Genomic DNA, 21647 nt, shown 5'->3' with positions numbered 1-21647 from the left:
ATGAGAGATAGTATAGAGATGCCAAGAGGTACATTTTATACAATTGAAGCAATATGCGCAGTAATTCTAATGATTACATCATTAGATATGTTAATTAAAGCAAAAGATGCAAGTTTATTTAATATGTGGTTATCCAGTGGAAATTTAGGGGAAGATTTATTAAATCAAACAACAAACCAATTATATTCTACATATTTAAATGTATGTATATCAACATTCTTTGTTAGAGTAATAACTCCAATGGCAGTAGCAATTCATAGTTATTTTACATTTACAAAACTTAGAGTAAATAAGATGTTTGTAATAATTTGGAGTGTGATAATAGTAGGAGCATTTGCACTAACGTTTCTAGGAGAACAATATTTTTCAGTATTCTTTATCGGGAGTGGAATTGGTTATTTAGCATTAATTTTAACAATATTTTACTTAGGGAAGTGTTTAAAAGATGTTAAAAGTTTATAGTAATGAAATTATTCAGAGGGTATAAAAGGAGGTAACAGGGTTGAAAAAATTCAATAAGTATTTATATGATAATATTAATCGAGAGTATGATAGAAGAAATTTATACCTTTATGAAGTTTCGGCTTTACAGGAAGAAATTGAAGCTGCAACTGGTAAGGAAAAACAAGAATTAAAAAATAAATTAGATGAATTAGTAAAGAATAAGAAAAATCATGCTTATAATAAACAATTAGCAGAATATAAAGAGAAGGAAAAGGAATTCCTTAGAAAAGTTAAAAATAAGGTATCAGATTATAGAAGTAAGGTTGATACAACTTTACCTAAAAAAGTGCAAAATTTACAAGTAAGACTTTTTAAAGCACAGGAATTAGTGAAATTTTATGGAAATTATATAAAATTAACTTATGAGGCAGAATTAGTTTATGAGCAAAGTAAGTTAGAAATAGCTCAAATACCACCAGTAATTGAGTTCGCAAAAGAGTGTACAAAAGAGTTAAAGGAAGCACAAAATAAGCTTTCAAAAATGGATAATGTAAACAACGAAAAATTTAATGCAGAATTTAAAATTTTTAAAGAAGAAGAAAATAAAAAATTACAAGAGAGAATTAAAGAAATTAAGACTAAGTGTAAAGAAGGATTAATTTCAGGACAAGCAAAAGATAACACAATAAAAGAGTTAAAAAGAAAAAATAAGGAAGTTATATTAGTAAAATCATTTGAATGTGAGAAAACATATAATGAGGAAATAGTAAAAAATAAAAAGTATGAACTTTCTAGAACGGTTAAACAAAAAATTAATACTGTAAATATTAATGTTGCAGATTTAAGAAGAGTTTATCCGATTGAAACAGAAAAGACTATGCCTTGGGTATCTTGGGTTACATTCTTAATTCCAGGTTTAGCTCAAGCAATAAATAAACAATATATAAAAGCGATAATTATGTTCTTTGCAACAATATATATATATTTAATAGCAATTCCTTATTCTTTAGGATACGGAAATTATAAAGGTGATGGTATATCAGGACTTATAACACTAGCAGCAGATGGTGGTAGACTTGATAGATCAATTATATTTATGATTGAAGGTATATTAGCAATCTTCTTACTATTAATAGCAATTTTCTTAATGTTTGTATGCTTTAAAGATGCAAATAAAGTAGAAAAAGATACAATTAAGGGTAGTAGATATAAGAGTTGGATTGAAACTAAACAAACATTATTTGAAGATGGATTCCCATATTTAGTTTTATCTCCAGCAGCAATAATAACTATATTTATAGTATGTATTCCAGTTGTTACAACAGTACTTTTATCATTTACAGGAATGGGACCAGATACTCAAGCTAAATTTGGTTGGGAAGCATTAAAGAACTACAAAATGATATTCCTAGGCGAAGGTATGGTAGGAGCAATATTCTGGAGAATATTAGGATGGACTATAGTTTGGACTATTGGAGCTACAACTTTAGCAATAGCTTTAGGATTTATTTTAGCAATTGTTCTTAATAATGATAGAATTAAAGGAAAAGTATTATTTAGATCAATTTATCTTTTACCATGGGCAGTACCAGCATTTATTTCAATATTATTCTTTAGTATATTAGCAGCAGATGGCGGTACAGTAGTTAACTCATTAAAGGAAGTTTTTGGACCGAATTTTTCAATAAAGAATGATCCATTTGTAATAAGATTAACATTAATTTGTATACAAGCTTGGCTTGGTAGTGCATATATATTCTTATTATCTACTGGTGTACTTCAATCTATAAATGCAGAGCTATATGAAGCAGCAGATATAGATGGAGCAACAAGCTTTAAGAAATTAAGTAAGATAACAGTACCATTAGTACTATTCCAAACAGCGCCACTTTTAGTTGGACAATATACATTTAACTTTAATAACTTCAGTATTATAGCTTTATTTAATAATGGAGGACCATTTGATCCAAGTAAATATGGTAACTTAGCAGGTTCATCAGACCTTTTAATATCTTATATATTTAAATTAACAATGAACAGTCAATATCAAGCTATAGGTGCAACAATTACTGTTATTATCTCTGTAGCACTTATTATAATTGCATATATAGGATATAAAAACACAGATGCATTTAAGAGGGGGTAGGAATGATGAGTATATTTAAAAAGAAAAAAAATGATTTATATCTTTCTGATAAGCAACCTCTTACTGTTGGAGGAAAAATTGCACTTGGTGTATCATATGCCTTCTTAATATTATGGGCAGTGATGGTAATAGTGCCAATAGCACAAATAGTAATATCATCATTCAATGGAGCACAAGCAAATAGACTTATAATTGGTGGAGAGTTTAGCTTCTCATTTAAACACTTTGAAACATTATTTAAAGATACACTTTATTTAAAATGGATGGGTAATACTTTATTTGTAAGTATTGCGACAGCAATCTTAGTAATATTAATAGTTTCATTTACTGGATATGCGTATTCAAGATATAGATTTAAAGGAAAGAAAGCATCACTTATGACAGTTATGCTTATACAAACAATACCAACATTCGTTGGAATCACAGCATATTTTACAATGTATTCTATTGCATCAGATATTATGCCTGGCTTTACAAGACAAATGATGCTTATACTTATATATGCTGGTGGAGGTATAGCTGGTAATACTATTATTTTAAAAGGATACTTAGATTCAATATCTACAGAACTAGATGATGCAGCTAAGATAGATGGATGTTCTAGTATGAAGATATACAGACTTATCATTATGCCAATTGCAAGACCAATGCTTGCAATAATAGGTTTATGGTCATTCATAGGACCATTTGGTGATTACTTACTACCAAAGGTATTATTAAATTCATCAGCTGATTATACATTAGCTGCAGGTTTACAAACTCTTATAACAGATGAGCGTACAATTAATCAACCGGCCTTTACAGCAGGAGCACTTTTAACGGCAATACCTATAGTAATATTATTCGTTGTATTACAAAAACAATTAGTATCAGGTCTTTCAAATGGGGCTACAAAAGGATAGGATAGGAGATAGTAGATATGAAGGTAACATTAAATAATATAGGAAAGAAATATGAAAGTAGAGAAGATTTTACGTTAAGACATATAAATTTAGAAATAGAAGATAAGGATTTCTGTGTAATATTAGGACCATCAGGATGTGGTAAAACTACATTATTACGTATGATTGCAGGTTTAAACTCAATTACTGAAGGTGATTTAATATTTGGTGAGAAAAGAGTTAATAAACTAGCTTCTAAAGATAGAGACATAGCTATGGTTTTCCAAAGTTATGCTCTATATCCACACATGACAGTTTATGATAATATGGCATTCTCTTTATCAATGAGAAAAGAAAGAAAAAATATTATTAATGAACGTGTTACTGAAGCTGCAAAATTATTACAAATAGAAAAATATTTATATTCTAAACCATCAGATATATCTGGAGGTCAAAGACAAAGAGTTGCTTTAGGAAGAGCTATAGTTAGAAAGCCTAGCGTATTCTTAATGGACGAACCTCTTTCAAATCTAGATGCTAAGTTAAGAGAGCATATGAGAGTTGAATTAGTTAGGATTCATAAAGCGTTAGGAACTACTTCTATTTATGTAACACATGACCAAGTAGAAGCTATGACAATGGCAACTAAAATAGTTCTTATGAATGACGGTAAGATACAACAAGTTGGTAAACCATATGAATTCTATGAAAAACCACAAAATATGTTTGTTGCTAAATTTATAGGATCACCAACAATTAACATGATCAAAGGAAAGATAGATGGAAATAAATTTGTATCTGAAGATGGATTAATTTCTTTAACTCCATCAGATGAAGATTTAAAATCATTAGCTAGCTATGATGGTAAGGATGTATACTTAGGAATTCGTTCTGAAAGATTTGTAGGAAATTCTGAAAAAGATGCATTTGAATGTACAATTGATGTAATAGAAGTTTTAGGAAAAGAAAAAACTTTATATGTTAAATTAAAAAGCGGAAAAGATCTTGTAATTACAGTTCCTGGATATCATCCATATGAAACAGGAGAAAAGCATAAGTTTGGATTTGACTTAGGTGCTTTACATTTCTTCGATGCAGAAACTGAATTAAGAATAAATTAAAGTGTAATAGACCGTATGATATTGAATTTAAAAATTCAATATCATACGGTCATTTTTTTTATTTTTTAATCAAAGAATATAAAAAAATTTCAAATTATATCTAGGAAATAAATATAAAAATTTCAAAAAATATACAAAAAATTAATATATATAATATAATTAAGAGAGTAAAGAGGAAAACTTAGTTAGTAATAAATATGCTTTGTGTAAACGTATTAAATATTAATGGCAGTTATGAATGAAGCAAAATTAGTTGAAATATAATCTTAGAAGAAGTAGTTATTGTAAGAAGAAATCACTTTAATCTTAATGGTTAATTAGGTTACATAAAATAAAATATGCATGAAGTGAATTTAAAATTAAATAAGATAAATAAGATAAATAAGATAAATAAAGGTTGTTTTTAAAGAAGCTATAAGGTAGTAGTACAGGTAAGATATATAATTTAATATCTAGATTATTAACTTTATGGCTTTTTTATAATATTTTAAATTTAAGGAGGATATGAAGTGAGGGGGAAGAAAGAATTTAATTTTAAGGTGGTGTTTTTAGGCTTTATATTTTTAATAAACTATATTCCAACTAATACTTTAATAGCTTATGCAAATGAGTTAAAAAGTAATATAAGAACTATAATTGAGGATACTAAAACTTCAGGGGAAATTAATTATTTCACTTATTATGGTAATGGGTGGGTAGCAGGTGGATCAGGTAATAAATCAGAACATTATAATGTTTTAAGTAATGGAGAAATAAATCCAGAACAAAAATATTATACTGTTGACTTTGTTGGTAATAGAATTGAGGTTTATGGAAATAAGACTCCACAAAATGGGAAAACTAAATATTCACTATTTGATACAAATGGAAACATTATAGAAGGTAGTGAAGTTATAGTTGATGCAAGAGTAGATAATACCTCTCCAGCTTATGCTTTTGGAGGATTAACAGAAGGACAATATACATTAAAAGCAGAAGCAACAGGAATAAATTCTAATTCAAGTCATAATCAAGCAGTTATTCAAGTTGACAGAGTTGAAATACTTCATGAGAAATATCAGGTTACTAAAATTGAAATGGGAGAAGACATAGAACTGGTTAAAGGCGCTAAAAAGCAATTAACACCAGTATTTACTCCAAGTTATTCAGTGGCAGATGATATTGTATATTCTAGTGATAATGAAGCAATTGCAACTGTTTCTGAAAATGGCATAATTAAAGCTATTGGAGAAGGAAATGTTATTATTAGAGCTACTTCAGATGAGTTTGGCTTAAGTGATACTATTAATGTAACTGTTAGGAAGGCAAATACATCAATGCATGGAACTATAGTTGATACTAATTCACACTATACTCAAGATAGATATAAAGAAGTATTAGAATTAGGTAATATGAAAGAAGAGTTATATGCATGGAAAGCTGATAAGGCTATATCCGAGATTATTGTTGCATCAAAAGAAGGAGAATTAAAAAATGTTACAGTTTCATCTAGTGACTTTATTTCCGGAGAAAATGTAATATCATCTGAGAATATTATAACTACATTCCTTAAAGAAACAAAGGCTTACATTGGAGATGCAGGATATCATGCTTCAAGTGATGGCCCACAAAATACTCCAAATGATGATAATTACAAAGTTAGTGTTCCAGATATATTATATACAGAAGATCCAGTTGACGTTGAGTTTAATTCACTTCAACCAATTTGGATTGAAATTAATGTTCCAGCAAATACAGATTCAGGAGTTTATGAAGGGATTATAACAGTAACTGCAGATGGTGTTGATAATATGACATTTAATTATTTATTAGAAGTTTTAGATGCAACAATGCCAAATAGTAGTGATTATGGATTTGATTTTGAAGCTTGGCAATATCCTTATAGTTCTGCTGAGTACTATGGATTAAAACCATTTTCAGAAGAGCATTTAGAGATTTTAAAACCTCATATGTTAAAGTATAAAGAGTTAGGTGGTCATGCCATTACAGCTTCAATAGTTGAAGAAGCATGGGGAGGACAAACTTATAGTGAAAATGAAATAAGATATCCATCAATGATAAAATGGATTAGAAGTGCAGATGGAACATTTAGATTTGATTATACTGATTTTGATAAATGGGTTAAATTTAATAAAGATTTAGGTATTGGTGATAAAATAGTATGTTATAGTATGATTCCATGGGGAAATAATGTTAAGTACTATGATGAAGCTACACAAACTACAAAGGTAGAAAATTTGCCTGCGGGAACAGATAGATATGAAGAAGTATGGTTACAATTTTTAAATAAGTTAGTTGAACATTTAGATGAAAAAGGATGGTTCGAGGATACTTATATAGGAATAGATGAAAGAGTTAATATGGATAAGGCCTTTGATGTAATAGATAAGGTCAAAAATAGGCATGATAAGGTCCTTAAAAAAGCAGCTGCGATGGATCATTTTAGCACAGGATATAAGCATATAACTGATAGGATAGATGATTTGAGTGTTGGTTCAACTGCTGCAAAGGGAAGTTTAGCAGATTATAAGAGTTTTGTTTCTGATAGAAATAATTCAGAAAAAGAATATAAAACAACAATATATACTTGTACTGAGCATTTTCCAAATTCATTAGCTTTAAGTATGCCAGGAGAAAGTTATTGGACTATGATGTTTACCGCAGCTCAAGGTGCAACAGGATATATGAGATGGGCATTTGATGCTTGGGTTAAAGATCCACTTATAGATACAACGCATTGGGCTTTTGAAGCTGGAGATACCTTTTTAATATATCCAGATGAAAAAGATTCAATAGATAAAACTTCTAAGAGTTCTGTAAGGTTAGAAAAAATAGCTGAAGGTATAAGAGATGTAAATAAGTTATATATGATGAAAAATGAAATAACATCTTTAAAAGATGATGTAGATAAATTATTAGATACAGTTAAGTTAAATTATGATGGAACAAAAAATGGTATTGGTGAACATGGGGGAGCAAAATATGCAACAGATGAAACTAGGGCTATGATTCCAGAAGATATGGCATCAATTAAAGATGAAATTAAAAATATAACTAAAAAGTATACTGAATTAAAAAATAATGGAGTAAATATAATTGATTCAGTTGAAATTAATAATGGAGATTCTACTATAAAATTAGGTGAAAGTATTGAATTAGCAGTTACTGTGTTACCAGAAAATGCATTAAATAAAAATGTAGTATGGACATCAAGCAATGAAGATGTTGTAACGGTTAATAGCAAGGGTGTAACTAAAGGAATTAAAGTAGGTACAGCAAAAATTACAGCAACATCAGTACAAGATTCATCAAAGAAAGCAACTATAAATATAATTGTCAATAAAGGCTCTATAGAAGATTCAGCAAGGGTGGCTTATTATAGCTTTGATAATATAGATGGTAATGTAGTTAAGAATTCATGGGGGGATGGTTCCTTATATAATGGAAAAATAGATGGAGCAAATATTATAGAAGGAAAGTCGGGAAAGGCTTTAAATTTTAATGTAGGAACTGATAATGTTAAAATTAAAGATCCAGCAGATTTGCAGGAAAATTGGACAATATCATTCTGGGTAAAAAGAGGCAATGAAGATGGTACGGCTTCAGTTATGTGGGATGGTAGAGTTGCAACTGGATCATCAGAACAAAACTCTTTATCGTTAGATTTAGCTGTTGGAGTTGGAGTTAATTCAGCAAAACCAGGAGTACATGTTAATGAAGGTACATTAAGCTTTCCTACAGAAATATCTAAAAATAAATGGGTTCATATGGCATATACTAATTCAAAATCAGAAGGATTAGCTTTATATGTAAATGGAGAAAAGGTTGGAAATAATAATGAATATACTAAGAATAATCCAATGAAAGCCCCTTTAGCATTTATTGGTGGTAGGGGATTTGTTGGAGAAGTAGACGAGATTAAGGTTTATAATAGGGCGTTAACAGCTGAAGAAGTAATTGAAGCTAAAGCTGTAAATGGATTAAATGTTGATAGTAACTATAAAGAGGTTTATGTTAATGAAAAAGTTCAAATTATTGCAGATTTAATTAGCGATAAAGTTGATGATAAAGTTGTATTTAAAAGTAAAGATTCTAATATTGCAACAGTAGATGAAAATGGATTAATTACAGGGGCATCTTATGGTGATACTGTTATTACAGTGTCAAACAAAGATGAAGAATTTATTGAAAATGTTGATGTTAGGGTTAATAAAAGAATAAATTATCAAAATACATTAGAATCTTATGATATTACATCAGATAAACAAATAGTTATAGATAGAGAGGAAGGACAATATCTTGGACAGCCAGATACTATTTTATTAGATGATGATAAAACAATACTAACTGTTTATCCAAAAGGACATGGCTTTGGGGAAGCTTTATTAAGTAAGAGTACTGATGGAGGATTAACATGGAAAAGGAGAGTTCTAGCTAATGAAACTTGGAAATCATCGGAGGAAACCCCTACTATATACAAGCTTAATCTTGTAGATGGTAGCCAAAAGTTAATATCTATTTCTGGTGGACCAGAGTGGCATGGAAGTACATTTAGAGGTTTTAAAACATCAATATCTGATGATAATGGCGAAACTTGGGGGGATTACACAGAATGGAATACTGGAATTAGAACTATTGTTGCTATGGCAAGTTTAGTTCAATTAAAAGATGAGAAGGGAAATTTTATTGATAAGTGGATGGGCGTATTTCATGATTATGACTATGTTAACTATAAAACTTACTTAACATTTGATGAAAATGGGAATGAGAAATGGTCAGATCCAGAACCATATTTAAGTGAGTATAGAGAGTTAGAGTCTAAATATCAAATATGTGAAGTTGGTATGTTTAGATCACCAGATGGGAAGCGCATAGTTGCTCTTGCAAGAAGTCAATCTCATAAGCACACATCAACTATTTTCTATTCAGATGATGAAGGTAAAACATGGAGTAGACCAAGAGAGGTTCAAGGTTCATTAAATGGTGAAAGACATAAAGCTGTTTATGATCCAATAAGTGGAAGGCTATTAATAAGCTTTAGGGAGATTAAATTAGATACTAGACAGGATGGAAATACATCAGATAATGATTGGATGGCTGGAGATTGGATAGGTTGGGTTGGAACTTATGAAGATTTAATAAATGGTAGAGATGGTGAGTATAGAATTAGATTAGGAAAAGATTATACTAATTCTACTAAAGCTGGAGATTGTGGATATGCTGGTAACGTAGTTATGAGTGATGGTACATTCTTTTTAAATTCTTATGGGAACTTTGATACTAATACTAATAACAACACTTATATTATGGGTACTAGATTTAAATTAGGTGAAATAGATAACGCATTAGGAAAAGTAACTAGAAATGAATTAAAAGCTTTATTAGATGAAGTTGAAGTATTAGATGCAAGTAAGTATACAGAAGAATCTTATGATAAATTAATGTCTGTATATAATGAAGCTAGGAGTGTATATGAAGATATAACTTCAGCACAAGTTCAAATAGATAGATTAGTTCAAAGGTTAAATAGCGCTAAAAATGAACTAGAAGAAGTTGAGAATTTAAATCCTTCACTTGGATTTAAATTAGAAGAAAAAGTTGTACTAGGAAATAACTTTGACTTAGTGGTTAGTACTAATAATTTACAAAATGGAATTTTTGCTATGGATTTTGAAGTTGAATTTGATGGTTCAAAGGTTGATTTCGTAGAAGCAAGAGTAATAAATGAATATAGATATATTATTACAACTAAAGTTGTAGACAATAAAGTTAGAGTTTTAATTTCAACAAAGGGACAAGAAGTAGAAAATGATAAGGATATTATTAAGTTAGTATTTAAGTCAAAAGATATTGGTGAAAATATAGTGTTTAGTTCTCAAGAAGGAAAGATTGCAGATGGAGAAGGCAAAGAAATTTCTATAGCTGGAGCAACAGCTAGTATAATAATAATAGATAAGTCAATTGATCCAGATATTAAAGTAGATAAAACATTATTAAAAGTAGCTATTTCTTATGCGGAGGAGGCCATATCAGAGGGATTGCTAAAAGACCTTGTGCCAGCGGTAGTTAAAGAATTTAATTCAGCATTAGGTGAAGCAAAATTAGTTTATAATAATGAAGAAGCTATGAAGGTAGAGGTAGAAGCAGTTGCAAATAGATTAATAAATGTTATTTGGATGCTTGAGTTTGAAGCAGGTGATAAGGGAGCTTTAAAGGCTATTATTGATATTGCAGGAGCGTTAATAGAATTAGAGTATACATCGGATTCTTGGGATAAATTACAAAATTGTCTAAATGAGGCTAAAAAGGTTTATGAGGACAAAAATGCTTTAAAAGATGATGTTAATAAAACTATAGATAAGTTACAAAAATCTATAGATGAATTAGTTAAAGATAATATTAAAAGGGAGAATCTTAAGAGTCTTATAAATATGATTCTAGAATTAAGTAATAAAGAAAATAACTATATTGCTACAACGTGGTTAAATTTGCAAAGTGAACTTGAAAAAGCAAAGGTAGTTTTAGTTAATGAAAAAGCAATTCAAGAAGAGATAGATAAAGCTTATAATAATTTAATGAGAGCATATTTAAATCTAAGATTAAAGCCAAGCAGGGATAAACTTGAAGAATTATTAAATAAGGTAGAATTATTAAATGAAGCAGATTATACTAAAGATTCATGGAATAAGTTACAAAAAATTGCTTTAAAAGCAAATAATGTAATGAAATATAATGATGCCTCTGAAAAGGATCTAGAAAATATTGAAGAATTATTAGAAAAAGCTATATCTGAGTTAGTTTCTTTAAAGTCAAATAAAATCAATAATAATATAGCAGAAAATAATGGTTCTATAGTAGATGTTAGTTCTAGAAGCAACAATAATAAATTACCGAAAACAGGAGAGGTTGCTTTAGGGAGTACAACTGTTGTAGGTATATTATCAGTTATTATTGGAATAAGATTATGTAGAAGAAAAAATAAGTATTTAAAGAGTTAAGTTTAAGTAATAATTTTCTTTTATTTAATAAAGTTAAATAGCCACAATTTAGAGTTATATTAAATTGTGGTTCTATTTAAGTTTTTTTAGATAAGAATAGTGTTAGAGATAGTTCGTATATGAAATTTATAGCTATTTATGAATAAAAGCGTAATTGTAAATTATTAATATTATACATAGTAAATATAGTAATTAAAAAAGTATAGTTAAAATAAAAAAAAACCTATAAATAAATTTTTAAATTAGAGAGGATATAAGGTTAATGAGTAACTTTGAGATTTTTACAGGTATATTTGGGGGACTAGGATTATTTTTATATGGAATGAAGCTAATGAGTGATGGACTTGAAAATATAGCAGGAGAAAGGCTAAAGGGAATATTAGAGAAAATAACAAGTAATAAAATAATGGGAGTATTAGTTGGAACTATTGTAACGGCTGTAATCCAAAGTTCGAGTGCTACTACGGTTATGGTTGTTAGTTTTGTTAATGCTGGACTTATGTCTTTAGTACAAGCTACAGGAGTTATATTAGGGTCTAATATAGGTACTACAATAACAGCACAAATAGTAAGCTTTAATTTAGAAGTTGTTGCACCTATATTTATAGGAATAGGCGCCATACTTATGTTATCATCTAAGAAAAAAAAGATAAAAGATATTGCAGTTATTTCGGTTGGATTTGGAATATTATTCATGGGGATGGGACTAATGTCAGCATCAATGAAACCAATAGCAGAATTAGATATTTTTAAAGAGATAATTATAATTATGGGAAGGTATACAATACTTGGTGTTTTAGTTGGTGTAATAATGACAGCAATAGTACAAAGTTCATCAGCAACTACATCAATATTAGTTGCACTAGCATCAGCCGGAACAATAGATATGAAAATAGCCTTTCCAATAGTATTAGGATGTAATATAGGAACTTGTGTTACAGCAATAATAGCATCTTTAACAGCAAATAAAACAGCTAAAAAGGCGGCCTTATTACATTTGTTGTTTAAGATTTTTGGAACTATAATATTTTTACCACTTTCAGTTTATGTGGTAAAGGTTGTAGCTTATTTAACACCCAATAATTTAGGAAGACAGGTTGCAAATGCACACACTATATTTAATATAGTAATAACCTTAGTAGTTTTACCTATATCGGGGTATTTTGTTAAATTTGTAAATAAAGTTTTGCCTGATGAGGAAGAAAAAGAAGTATGTGGATCAATATATCTTGATAAAAAACTTTTAGAAACTCCAGTTGTTGCAAGTACTCAAGTTATTAAAGAGACTATAAGAATGGCTAAGATTTCGAGAGATAACTTTCAATTAGCAATGAAAGCATTTTTTTATGGAGATTGTGAAAATATAAAAAGTGTATATGAAAATGAAAATATAATTAATACATTAGAAAGAGAGATTACAGAATATTTAATAGCATTATCACAACATAACTTGCCTCAGGAAAATGCGGAGTTAGTGAGTGAGGTATATCATACTATTAATGATATAGAAAGAATAGGTGACCATGCAGAAAATATTGCAGAACTAGCTACAAATAAATTTAATAATAATATTGAAATGTCTAAACAGGCATTAAAGGAGATTGAAGAAATTTCCACAGCAACATTAGATTCATTGGATATTGCTATAAAATGTTTTTCTAATTATGATATAAACAATGATAAGGTTGTCAATGAGGTTGAAGAGCGTATAGATATGCTTGAGAAGCGATTTAGAAAAAATAATATAGCAAGATTAAATTCAAAGCAATGTTATGCAAGTTCAGGAGTGATGTTTTTTGACTTGTTATCAAACCTTGAAAGAATAGGGGATCATGCTAATAATATAGCAACAGTTAGAGAAAATCATAGTTATAAGATGTATTCTTAGAAAGCTATATATAATAGAGAAAATTATATTATTTTATAGAAAATGTTTAATATAAATGTTGTTATATAATTAATTTAAAACTCATATAAATTTAATATGTAAATGATTTAGATTAAGTTTTTATGGGGGGAGAAGCTATAATGCAAAGATTGAATTATTGTTTAGATTGTCAAAGAGTATTTACACTAAAAGAGAAATGTGAATATTGTAACTCGAGTAATGTAAAGGAGTTAAAAAGAGGAAAATCAGTTAATATAATAGGCAGTAAAAATAAAGGAAGATATTTAAAGTATAAAGAAGGTAAGGTTAGTCTAATAATTTACACAGAAGATAAACAAAAGCTAATTAAAGAGTATGATATTAATAGTATAAGGAAAATATTGTAGAAAAAAACTTAATAATAATAAAAGATAGTGTTATTTATCATATATAGCACTATTTTTTATAAAATAGTTAAACAAAATATAAGAATTATGATATAATTAGTATGAAGTGACAAAATTTATAGTTTGAAGGTAGAATATGATAGATAAAATTATAAATTGGTTTATAAGAGATTTACAGAAACATAATAATTATAATGAAATACAAGTAGAGCAAATGAAATACTTTATGAAAGTAACAACATATGAGTTTATTAAATTAGTATTAGTTTTATTAATATTTTTTTTGCTTGGTTTTTTTAAGGAATGTTTTGTAATTATTATTTTTATGATGAGTACAAAGCCTTTTACTGGAGGATATCATGAAGATACTCAAATTAAGTGTTTTGTGGGAACATTAATAATTGTATCAAGTATAATTTTAATATCTAAAAATAGTAATTTAGATATTGTAACCTGCATTATACTAAATTTAATAAGTATTTTTTGCATATATAATCAGATTCCTATAATAAATGAAAAGATGCCATTAACAAAGAAAAAATTAATAAAAAGAAATAGGTATATTGGCATTGTAAATACTTTAGTATTTTTAGTTATATCAATTATTATGTTCAATCTGAAATGGTTTTCCCAAACAATAGTATGGACATGCGTTGTTCAAGTAATGCTTTTGTTTAATAAATATAAGAAAATAGGGGGTATAAAAAATGAAGATTAAAAAATGCATAGGTTCTTTTATACTAATGTTATCTGCTATTATGATAAATGCAGGAAATGCATCTATTGCTACAATCGGTGTTGAAGAAATGCCAGAATCAATTAAAAAATTAAGATAAAGTAGAGATGTACAAATGATAATAAAGATAGCAGATTTAACAAACACAGTATTACAGTGTATAATGATTATTTGTACTATAAATTATTGTATAGATGATAAATATAAGAAGAGTAAGTCACAACAGGCACTTTGTATAGCTATAATGGTTATAACTGTTCTAATTTCAACAGCAATAATGGGAAATTCAAATTTAGGAGCTATTGTTATTCATGGTATGTTATTAATGTTAGGAGCTATTGCTTTCAAAAAAGATTCATTGGGAGCTACTATTGCATTTAGTATAATATATTTGCTAATAAATATAAATGTAATAATTTGTGGCAATATATTTCATGGATACATAAGACCTAATATTAGAAATGAATACATAGAATTTGGTATTGTATTATCTATGTATGTACCACAATATATAATGACCTATATTGTACTTTTAAAAAGAGAAATAATTTATAAAGCTTATAGATTTATTAGATCAAAAAATTTATCTGCAATATCATTAATAATAGTAACAATAATTATTGATTTTATTAATTTCTTTAATTTAATGATAAATGAATTTGAGGATCCATTATTTAAGGAAATAATATTTATTTTACTAGCTATATTTATGATTGCAATTACAATCTATTTTGCACATATAGAAAAAAAGTCAAAAGAGATTTTACGATTAAATAATGCATTAGAAGAAAAAGTTAATGAACTAAAAAAAGTAAAACATGATTATGGAGCTCAGATTTCTTATTTATATGGAATGCATCTTATGGGTAAATATGATAGATTAGGTGAATTATTAAAAGATATAATAAATGGACATAATAATATTACTTCTGAAGTTAAAATAGTATCTAATGATTCAATAATATCTATGATTGTAAATAGTATTGACCATAGAGGGATAAATATAATAGTTGATGAACAAGCAGATTTAAATGAAATATATATGTCAGAAATGGAATTACAAAGAGTAGTTTCTAATATATTAAGAAATTCTATTACAGCCATGAATGGTAGAGGTGTAATTACCATTAAAACTTATTATGGATTTAATAATTTTATAATTGACATAAAAAATACTGGACCTAAAATAGAAGAAAATATTATAAATAGAATATTTGAGCCAGGTTTTTCTACAAAAGAAAATAGAGATAAAGATCATGGCTTTGGATTAGCTATAGTTAAGGAAATTATAGATCATTATAAAGGGGATGTATCTGTGTTTAGTGGTGAAGATGCTACTTCATTTATAATAAAGCTACCATCTAAAAAGTTATTTTAAATTAAATATCTATTGAAAAAGGTATAACTGAGTTATATAAACTCAAGTTATATCTTTTTTTTTGAAAATAATAATTTTTACAATTAAATTATTAAAGAATTTATATATAAGTGTAATACTAAAAAAGAGTGATTTATAATATATGTGACTTAGTCACATATATTATATATTAAAAATGTAAAATTATAAATAAGATATATATAATATGAAAAACATAGAATTATTTAAATAATAAATTAATAGGAGGGGTTAATTTGATTAATAAAAAAAATGATTATATAAATAAACTTTATGAGGCTTATCCAGTACTTGCTCAAATTGATGAAGAAAATAAAGGGATATTAGGAGAAAAGGCTATATTTAAAGATCTTTTTGCAGATGAGTATTTATCTACAAATGAGGGAGAATGTATAGGTTTTTTATTTGTTATAAGCGGAAGTATAAAAATAAATAAATTAAATGAAAGAGGCGAAGAAACTAATCTTTATAATATAGAGCGAGGACAATTATGTCATGAAGCATTAAGTTGTTTTATGAATTGTAAATCATTAAATATTATAGGAAAGGCAATACAAGACTCTAAAATATGTGTTATACCCTTTGATGTAGTTAATAAATATTTATTACAAGATACATTATTTTTACAATATATTTATAAAGATTTATATGAGAAGCTTAAGATTATTATAAATATTAAAGAAGAAGTAAGGCATGAATCATTAACAAATAGATTAGTAAAGTTACTTATTGATAAAAAAAGTAAGAACATTTATATAACTCATAATGAGTTAGCATTTGAGCTTGATTCAGCAAGAGAAGTAGTTAGTAGAAAATTAAAGGAATTAGAGAAAAAGGGATATTTGAAATTAAGTAGAGGAAAAATACAGATAGAAAAAAATTTAAATGAAATATTAAAGTGATATAGTTACAAACTAAATTGAATTTTAAGAATAAGATAAAAGTGTAAGTTAGTTAAAAGCTTAATATATACTAATCAATCAAATTAAAGATAAAATTTTATTAAGTAAAAATACTAAATTTTGATTAACTTAAATTTTATAGTTAATAAAAATGGAGGAATATTATGTTTAGTTTTTTTAATAGAAATAATGGAAAATCAGTTAATGTAAATGATATTGATAATTTAATAGGAAAAGTAGAACTTATAGATATAAGAGAGCCTTATGAATATAGTAGAGGGACAATAAAGACTTCTAAAAATATATCAATGCAAACACTTTTAAGTAATCCCGATAAGTATTTAAAAAAGGGTAAAGAGTATTATATAATTTGTCAATCAGGAGGAAGAAGTTCAAGAGTTTGTAGTGAGTTAAGCAAAAATGGATTTGATGTTACAAATGTTGTAGGTGGAGTAGGAGCATATTTAGGAAAACATAGATCTTGGTAAAATTACCAAATTTAATATTTTAAACTTGTGGAGATGAGATAATTATGAAAAAAAGAATTTTAATTGTTGGTGGAGTTGCAGGAGGCGCTTCCGCAGCTGCAAGATTAAGAAGAAATAGTGAAGAAGACGAAATTATAATGTTTGAAAAAGGTCCACATGTATCATTTTCAAACTGTGCTCTTCCGTATCATTTAAGTGGTACAATTCAAAGCGCAAATAGGTTGGTTTTAATGAGTCCTGAAAAATTTAAGGCTCAATACAATATAGAAGCAAGAGTTAGTAGTGAAGTTTTATCTATAGACAGAAATAATAAAGAAGTTGAAGTAAAAAATGTTTTAACAGGTGAAATTTATAGAGAAAAATATGATAAACTTATCCTTTCACCAGGGGCAAGACCTATAGTTCCTAATATTAAAGGTATTGAAAATGTTAAAATATTTACTATAAGAAATGTTGTAGATATAGATAAATTAAATACATTTATACAAGAGATTGAAGGAAAAAATATTGCGGTTATTGGTGGAGGATATATAGGTGTAGAGGCAGCTGAAAACTTAATAGAAGGTGGATATAGTACTTCATTAATAGAAGCAATGCCACAAATATTAAAGACTTTTGATTATGATATGGTTCAAATACTCCATAAAGAAATGGTTGATCATGGAGTGAATTTAGTTGTTGATGATAAAGTTGTTAGTTTTGAAAAGGATACAATAGTATTAGAGTCTGGAAAGGAGATAAAAGCAAATGCTGTGGTTATGGCAATTGGAATAATACCAGAAATAGAGCTAGCTAAGAATGCTGGTCTTGAAATAGGTGAAACTGGAGCTATAAAAGTAGATAGTAATTATAAGACTAGTGATGAAGATATTTATGCCGTTGGAGATGCAATAGAAGTTTATAATGCATTAACTCATAGGAATATTAAATTATCATTAGCAGGTCCAGCCCAAAAAGCTGCTAGAAGTGTAGCAGATAATATTAATGGAAAAATTACAGTAAATAATGGGTATATAGGTTCATCAGCCATTAAAGTGTTTGATTATAATGCAGCATCAACTGGATTAAATGAATCACTAATAAAAGTCTTAGGAATGAATATTAAGTATGATATAGTTAGAATATCAACTAATGACAAGGTAGGAATAATGCCAAACTCATCACCATTACATTTTAAGCTTTTATTTGAAGTTCCAACAGGTAAGGTTTTAGGAGCTCAAGCCATAGGAAGAGGTGATGCAGTTAAGAGAATAGATGTAATAGCAACAGCTATTAAATTTGGTGCAACAGTAGAAGATTTAAAGGATTTAGAATTATGTTATGCACCTCCATTTGGCACTGCAAAAGATGTTGTTAATTATGCAGGTTATGTTGCTTCAAACATTTTAAGTGGAGTATTTAAGCAAGTTAATGTTGATAAAGTAAGAGAGTTAGTTGAAAATGGATCATATATAGTTGATGTTAGAGAAAGAATGGAATTTGAAAATGGGCATATTAAAGGAGCAATAAATATTCCTTTAAGTGAACTAAGAGAAAGAGTGAGTGAAATTCCAAGGGATAAAACAGTTTATTTACACTGTAGAACAGGACAAAGAAGTTATAATGCAGCATTAGCACTTCAAAATTTAGGTTATGATAATGTAATAAATATAACAGCAAGCTTTTTAGGGTTATCATTTTATGAAGCGTATAATGATAAAATAAAGGATAGAGAAAGTATTATGACTAAATATAATTTTAAATAAGTATAGCTTTATTTATTATATAATTCCTTTCAAGGTATATAGATACTATATATTTCTTGAAGGGAATTTTAGTTTATTTATAAGTTAACAAAATATGTATATATAAATACTATAATATAGATGAATTTTTAGGGGGATATATTTTGAATAAATTCTTAGTGGATGATTATAGGAGCATTAAGAAAAATATTATTTTGTCTATACCTATTTTATTTATAATAGGTACTCCAATTCATTTCTTATATGACTTAACAGGTGAAATGGCAATAGTAGGGGCAATAACTCCAGTAAATGAAAGTGTTGTAGAACATTTTAAATTAGCTACTATTCCTCTTGTTTTATGGTGGAGTATTAGTTACTGCATACTAAGGAAAAAAGTAAATATAGATTTTAGAAAGTGGATTTTTAGTGCAGCTATTTCAGTACTAATTATTCCAATTGTTATTACTAATTTTTATTATACTTATAAAGGTGCATTAGGATTTTCATCATTTATATTAGATGTATTTTCTTTATTTCTTGCATTAATAATAGGACAAATTTTAGCCCTTAATTTATATAAAAATAGTAGATCTACAAATATAAAATTAATAATTGGAATATTAATAATTTTATTAATAATAGGATTGACAATATTTTTTACATTTTATCCAATACACATACCTATGTTTAGAGATGGAAATACAGGATTATACGGAATATAGAAACAAACTGCGAACTACAGTGAGAACGAAAAATGTAATATTACTTTTCAAGGAAGCGGTAAAATTTTCACTTCACTATGTTTATTAGCTTTACGCCTTATAGTTAACGACTTCTGATAAAAATTTGTATCAGGAGTCGCTAACTTTAGAGGGATTATCCTTAAATTGCAGACTTAAGATTTAGTTTGCAGTTTATTAAAATAGTGATTTTATTTTATCTAAGTGTTTTATAGCCATTTCATAGCCATGCTTATAATTAGATTGAATTTTATTAGTATCTTTTTCAAAGCTTTCTAGTTTATAGTCTGGTCTTAATATTATTGCTTTGCCTTGATTTTCAAGTTCTTCACAGAATTTTACTGTAGCATTATAATTTTCATGACGAGTTAAAAATGCATCTTTTAAATTAGGGTATTTATTACTTAGCATTTTAGATACAAATATATTTTTTTTACTTAACTCTTTTCTGTATCCAGTTGGTTGGGTAAGAATTATTAAATGTTTTTTATTACCATCCTCAATAGCTTTCTTTACAGGAATTGGATCACAAAGACCACCATCATAATATTCATTATTATTTATTTTTATAACAGGAAAAAATATTGGAATAGCACATGTTGCTCTAAGTAGTGTAGCTTTATCATCAAGTTCTTTACCATCCAAATATTCAGTTTTACCAGTTTTAGCATTAGTAACTCCAACTAGGACTTTACCGGGATAGTTTTTATATGTATCCATATCAAAAGGCACTAATTTATTAGGTATTTCCTCAAAAACAAAATCTAGTCCAAATAGACTTTTGCATTTCAAGAAATTTCCGTATCCCAAGTATCTTTTATCATTTCTATATTTCATTAGTATTTCTAAATTTCTTCCTTTTTGTTTTGAAAGATAGGATACACCGTTAGTTATTCCAGCAGATACGCCGATACAATAAGGAAAACTTATATTATTATCTAATAGTGCATCTAGGATTCCAGCTGTAAAAATTGGTCTAAGGGTTCCTCCTTCTAAAATTAAGCTAGGCATAAATATACTCCTTTCAAAAGTTATTATTTATTTATTATAAATTAAAAAAATATCTAATACAAATTATAGTATAAGGAATTTATAAATAAAGTTATAGTTTAATAAGTTGTAAAATTGAATTATAATAATTATAAAACAATTAATTTTTAATATATAAAGGTTCTACGAAAAGAGGTATATAAATGTTTTTTATAGGAATATTTGGTGTTGATAGCAAAGAAAAGGAAATTAAGATTTTAATAAATTCATATTGTAAAAAATGTAATATATCTAGTGATTTGACATTGATAAAAAGTTTTACTTTTTTTCATTTTTTCTTTATTCCACTATTTAAATGGAATGAAAATTATTATGTAATTTGCAAGAAATGTGGTTCAATTTATAGTATTCCAAAAGAAAAAGGAAAAGCAATAGAAAAAGGACAAAATATAGAAATTACATATTGGGACTTAAATGAAGTGAATAATAGTTATGGAAGTTATTACTCAATAAAAAGATGTGCAAAATGTAACAGAGAAGTTGAAAATGGTTTTGAATATTGTCCATATTGCGGAGAAAAAGTTAAATAATATATTGATATAATGTTAATTAGACAAGGATGTCTTTATCAATTTGATAAAGGCATCTTTTTTTGTATTTAGAATACCACAGGTTCGACCTGTGGTTCCGGAAAGCTTCTAGCGGTGAGTAGAAATAAAAAAACCTCCGTTGTAAAATTATAGTAGGTTTGCCGACCACAACTATAATACAAGGAGGTATCCAATATGGATAATAGTAGTTTAG

At 27.5% G+C, this 21647-nt stretch carries 16 protein-coding genes; 15 read left to right on the top strand and 1 reads right to left on the bottom strand.

Annotation, left to right across the window (positions count from 1 at the left end; all coding sequences use genetic code 11):
• The 14 genes from I4V51_RS09335 (at position 1) to I4V51_RS09275 (ending at position 19835) form a co-directional block, all read left to right on the top strand.
• Positions 1-462, top strand: coding sequence for a hypothetical protein (locus tag I4V51_RS09335; protein ID WP_195988168.1), 462 nt, complete (start codon positions 1-3; stop codon positions 460-462).
• Positions 463-502: 40 nt separating this feature from the next.
• Entirely contained in the window at positions 503-2590 is a 2088-nt protein-coding gene (locus tag I4V51_RS09330) for an ABC transporter permease subunit (protein ID WP_195988167.1), read from the top strand.
• A gap of 5 nt (positions 2591-2595) precedes the next feature.
• Positions 2596-3492 (top strand): sugar ABC transporter permease, encoded by an 897-nt coding sequence (locus I4V51_RS09325; protein ID WP_195988166.1) that lies wholly within the window; start codon positions 2596-2598, stop codon positions 3490-3492.
• Positions 3493-3509: 17 nt separating this feature from the next.
• Positions 3510-4592: an ABC transporter ATP-binding protein gene (locus tag I4V51_RS09320; protein WP_195988165.1), complete on the top strand. Its 1083-nt coding sequence runs from the start codon at positions 3510-3512 to the stop codon at positions 4590-4592.
• Positions 4593-5101: 509 nt separating this feature from the next.
• Positions 5102-11590: a glycoside hydrolase domain-containing protein gene (locus I4V51_RS09315; RefSeq protein WP_195988164.1), complete on the top strand. Its 6489-nt coding sequence runs from the start codon at positions 5102-5104 to the stop codon at positions 11588-11590.
• 262 nt (positions 11591-11852) lie between these two features.
• Complete coding sequence (locus I4V51_RS09310; RefSeq protein WP_195988163.1) at positions 11853-13478, top strand: Na/Pi cotransporter family protein; 1626 nt, start codon at positions 11853-11855, stop codon at positions 13476-13478.
• 140 nt (positions 13479-13618) lie between these two features.
• Positions 13619-13864 (top strand): hypothetical protein, encoded by a 246-nt coding sequence (locus tag I4V51_RS09305; protein WP_195988162.1) that lies wholly within the window; start codon positions 13619-13621, stop codon positions 13862-13864.
• A 136-nt stretch (positions 13865-14000) separates the two neighbouring features.
• Positions 14001-14582, top strand: coding sequence for an accessory gene regulator B family protein (locus I4V51_RS09300; RefSeq protein ID WP_195988161.1), 582 nt, complete (start codon positions 14001-14003; stop codon positions 14580-14582).
• Complete coding sequence (locus tag I4V51_RS21380) at positions 14572-14700, top strand: hypothetical protein (protein ID WP_260458195.1); 129 nt, start codon at positions 14572-14574, stop codon at positions 14698-14700. Before I4V51_RS09300 ends, I4V51_RS21380 begins: the two co-directional genes overlap by 11 nt.
• Positions 14701-14715: 15 nt before the next feature.
• A complete protein-coding gene (locus I4V51_RS09295) occupies positions 14716-15978 on the top strand; it encodes an ATP-binding protein (protein ID WP_207745936.1) in 1263 nt (420 codons plus the stop codon).
• Between the two features lie 254 nt (positions 15979-16232).
• Positions 16233-16898, top strand: coding sequence for a Crp/Fnr family transcriptional regulator (locus I4V51_RS09290; RefSeq protein WP_207745935.1), 666 nt, complete (start codon positions 16233-16235; stop codon positions 16896-16898).
• A 164-nt stretch (positions 16899-17062) separates the two neighbouring features.
• Positions 17063-17386, top strand: coding sequence for a rhodanese-like domain-containing protein (locus tag I4V51_RS09285; RefSeq protein WP_195988160.1), 324 nt, complete (start codon positions 17063-17065; stop codon positions 17384-17386).
• A gap of 44 nt (positions 17387-17430) precedes the next feature.
• A complete protein-coding gene (locus tag I4V51_RS09280; RefSeq protein ID WP_195988159.1) occupies positions 17431-19131 on the top strand; it encodes an FAD-dependent oxidoreductase in 1701 nt (566 codons plus the stop codon).
• Positions 19132-19274: 143 nt separating this feature from the next.
• On the top strand, positions 19275-19835 hold the full coding sequence (locus I4V51_RS09275) for a DUF6512 family protein (RefSeq protein WP_195988158.1): 561 nt from the start codon (positions 19275-19277) through the stop codon (positions 19833-19835).
• A gap of 195 nt (positions 19836-20030) precedes the next feature.
• Here I4V51_RS09275 and I4V51_RS09270 read toward each other — a convergent pair whose 3' ends face one another.
• Positions 20031-20864 (bottom strand): patatin family protein, encoded by an 834-nt coding sequence (locus I4V51_RS09270; RefSeq protein WP_195988157.1) that lies wholly within the window; start codon positions 20862-20864, stop codon positions 20031-20033.
• A gap of 182 nt (positions 20865-21046) precedes the next feature.
• Here I4V51_RS09270 and I4V51_RS09265 point away from each other — a divergent pair, with 182 nt between their 5' ends.
• The gene (locus I4V51_RS09265) at positions 21047-21433 is read left to right on the top strand and encodes a zinc ribbon domain-containing protein (RefSeq protein WP_195988156.1); all 387 of its coding nucleotides are present in this window, start codon (positions 21047-21049) and stop codon (positions 21431-21433) included.
• Positions 21434-21647 lie beyond the last annotated feature (214 nt).

Origin of the sequence: Clostridium sp. D53t1_180928_C8, from assembly GCF_015667795.1 — a bacterium.
In the GTDB taxonomy this organism is placed as follows: Bacteria; Bacillota; Clostridia; order Clostridiales; family Clostridiaceae; genus Clostridium.
The sequence above is the reverse complement of the archived record's forward strand: the minus strand, read 5'-3'. Positions and strand labels throughout refer to the sequence as shown.

Bases quoted from the DNA above. Each gene is read 5' to 3' on its own strand.
- I4V51_RS09335 (WP_195988168.1), top strand. From the start codon at position 1: ATGAGAGATAGTATAGAGATGCCAAGAGGTACATTTTATACAATTGAA.
- I4V51_RS09325 (WP_195988166.1), top strand. From the start codon at position 2,596: ATGAGTATATTTAAAAAGAAAAAAAATGATTTATATCTTTCTGATAAG.
- I4V51_RS09320 (WP_195988165.1), top strand. From the start codon at position 3,510: ATGAAGGTAACATTAAATAATATAGGAAAGAAATATGAAAGTAGAGAA.
- I4V51_RS09310 (WP_195988163.1), top strand. From the start codon at position 11,853: ATGAGTAACTTTGAGATTTTTACAGGTATATTTGGGGGACTAGGATTA.
- I4V51_RS09305 (WP_195988162.1), top strand. From the start codon at position 13,619: ATGCAAAGATTGAATTATTGTTTAGATTGTCAAAGAGTATTTACACTA.
- I4V51_RS09300 (WP_195988161.1), top strand. From the start codon at position 14,001: ATGATAGATAAAATTATAAATTGGTTTATAAGAGATTTACAGAAACAT.
- I4V51_RS21380 (WP_260458195.1), top strand. From the start codon at position 14,572: ATGAAGATTAAAAAATGCATAGGTTCTTTTATACTAATGTTATCTGCT.
- I4V51_RS09295 (WP_207745936.1), top strand. From the start codon at position 14,716: ATGATAATAAAGATAGCAGATTTAACAAACACAGTATTACAGTGTATA.
- I4V51_RS09285 (WP_195988160.1), top strand. From the start codon at position 17,063: ATGTTTAGTTTTTTTAATAGAAATAATGGAAAATCAGTTAATGTAAAT.
- I4V51_RS09280 (WP_195988159.1), top strand. From the start codon at position 17,431: ATGAAAAAAAGAATTTTAATTGTTGGTGGAGTTGCAGGAGGCGCTTCC.
- I4V51_RS09270 (WP_195988157.1), bottom strand. From the start codon at position 20,864: ATGCCTAGCTTAATTTTAGAAGGAGGAACCCTTAGACCAATTTTTACA.
- I4V51_RS09265 (WP_195988156.1), top strand. From the start codon at position 21,047: ATGTTTTTTATAGGAATATTTGGTGTTGATAGCAAAGAAAAGGAAATT.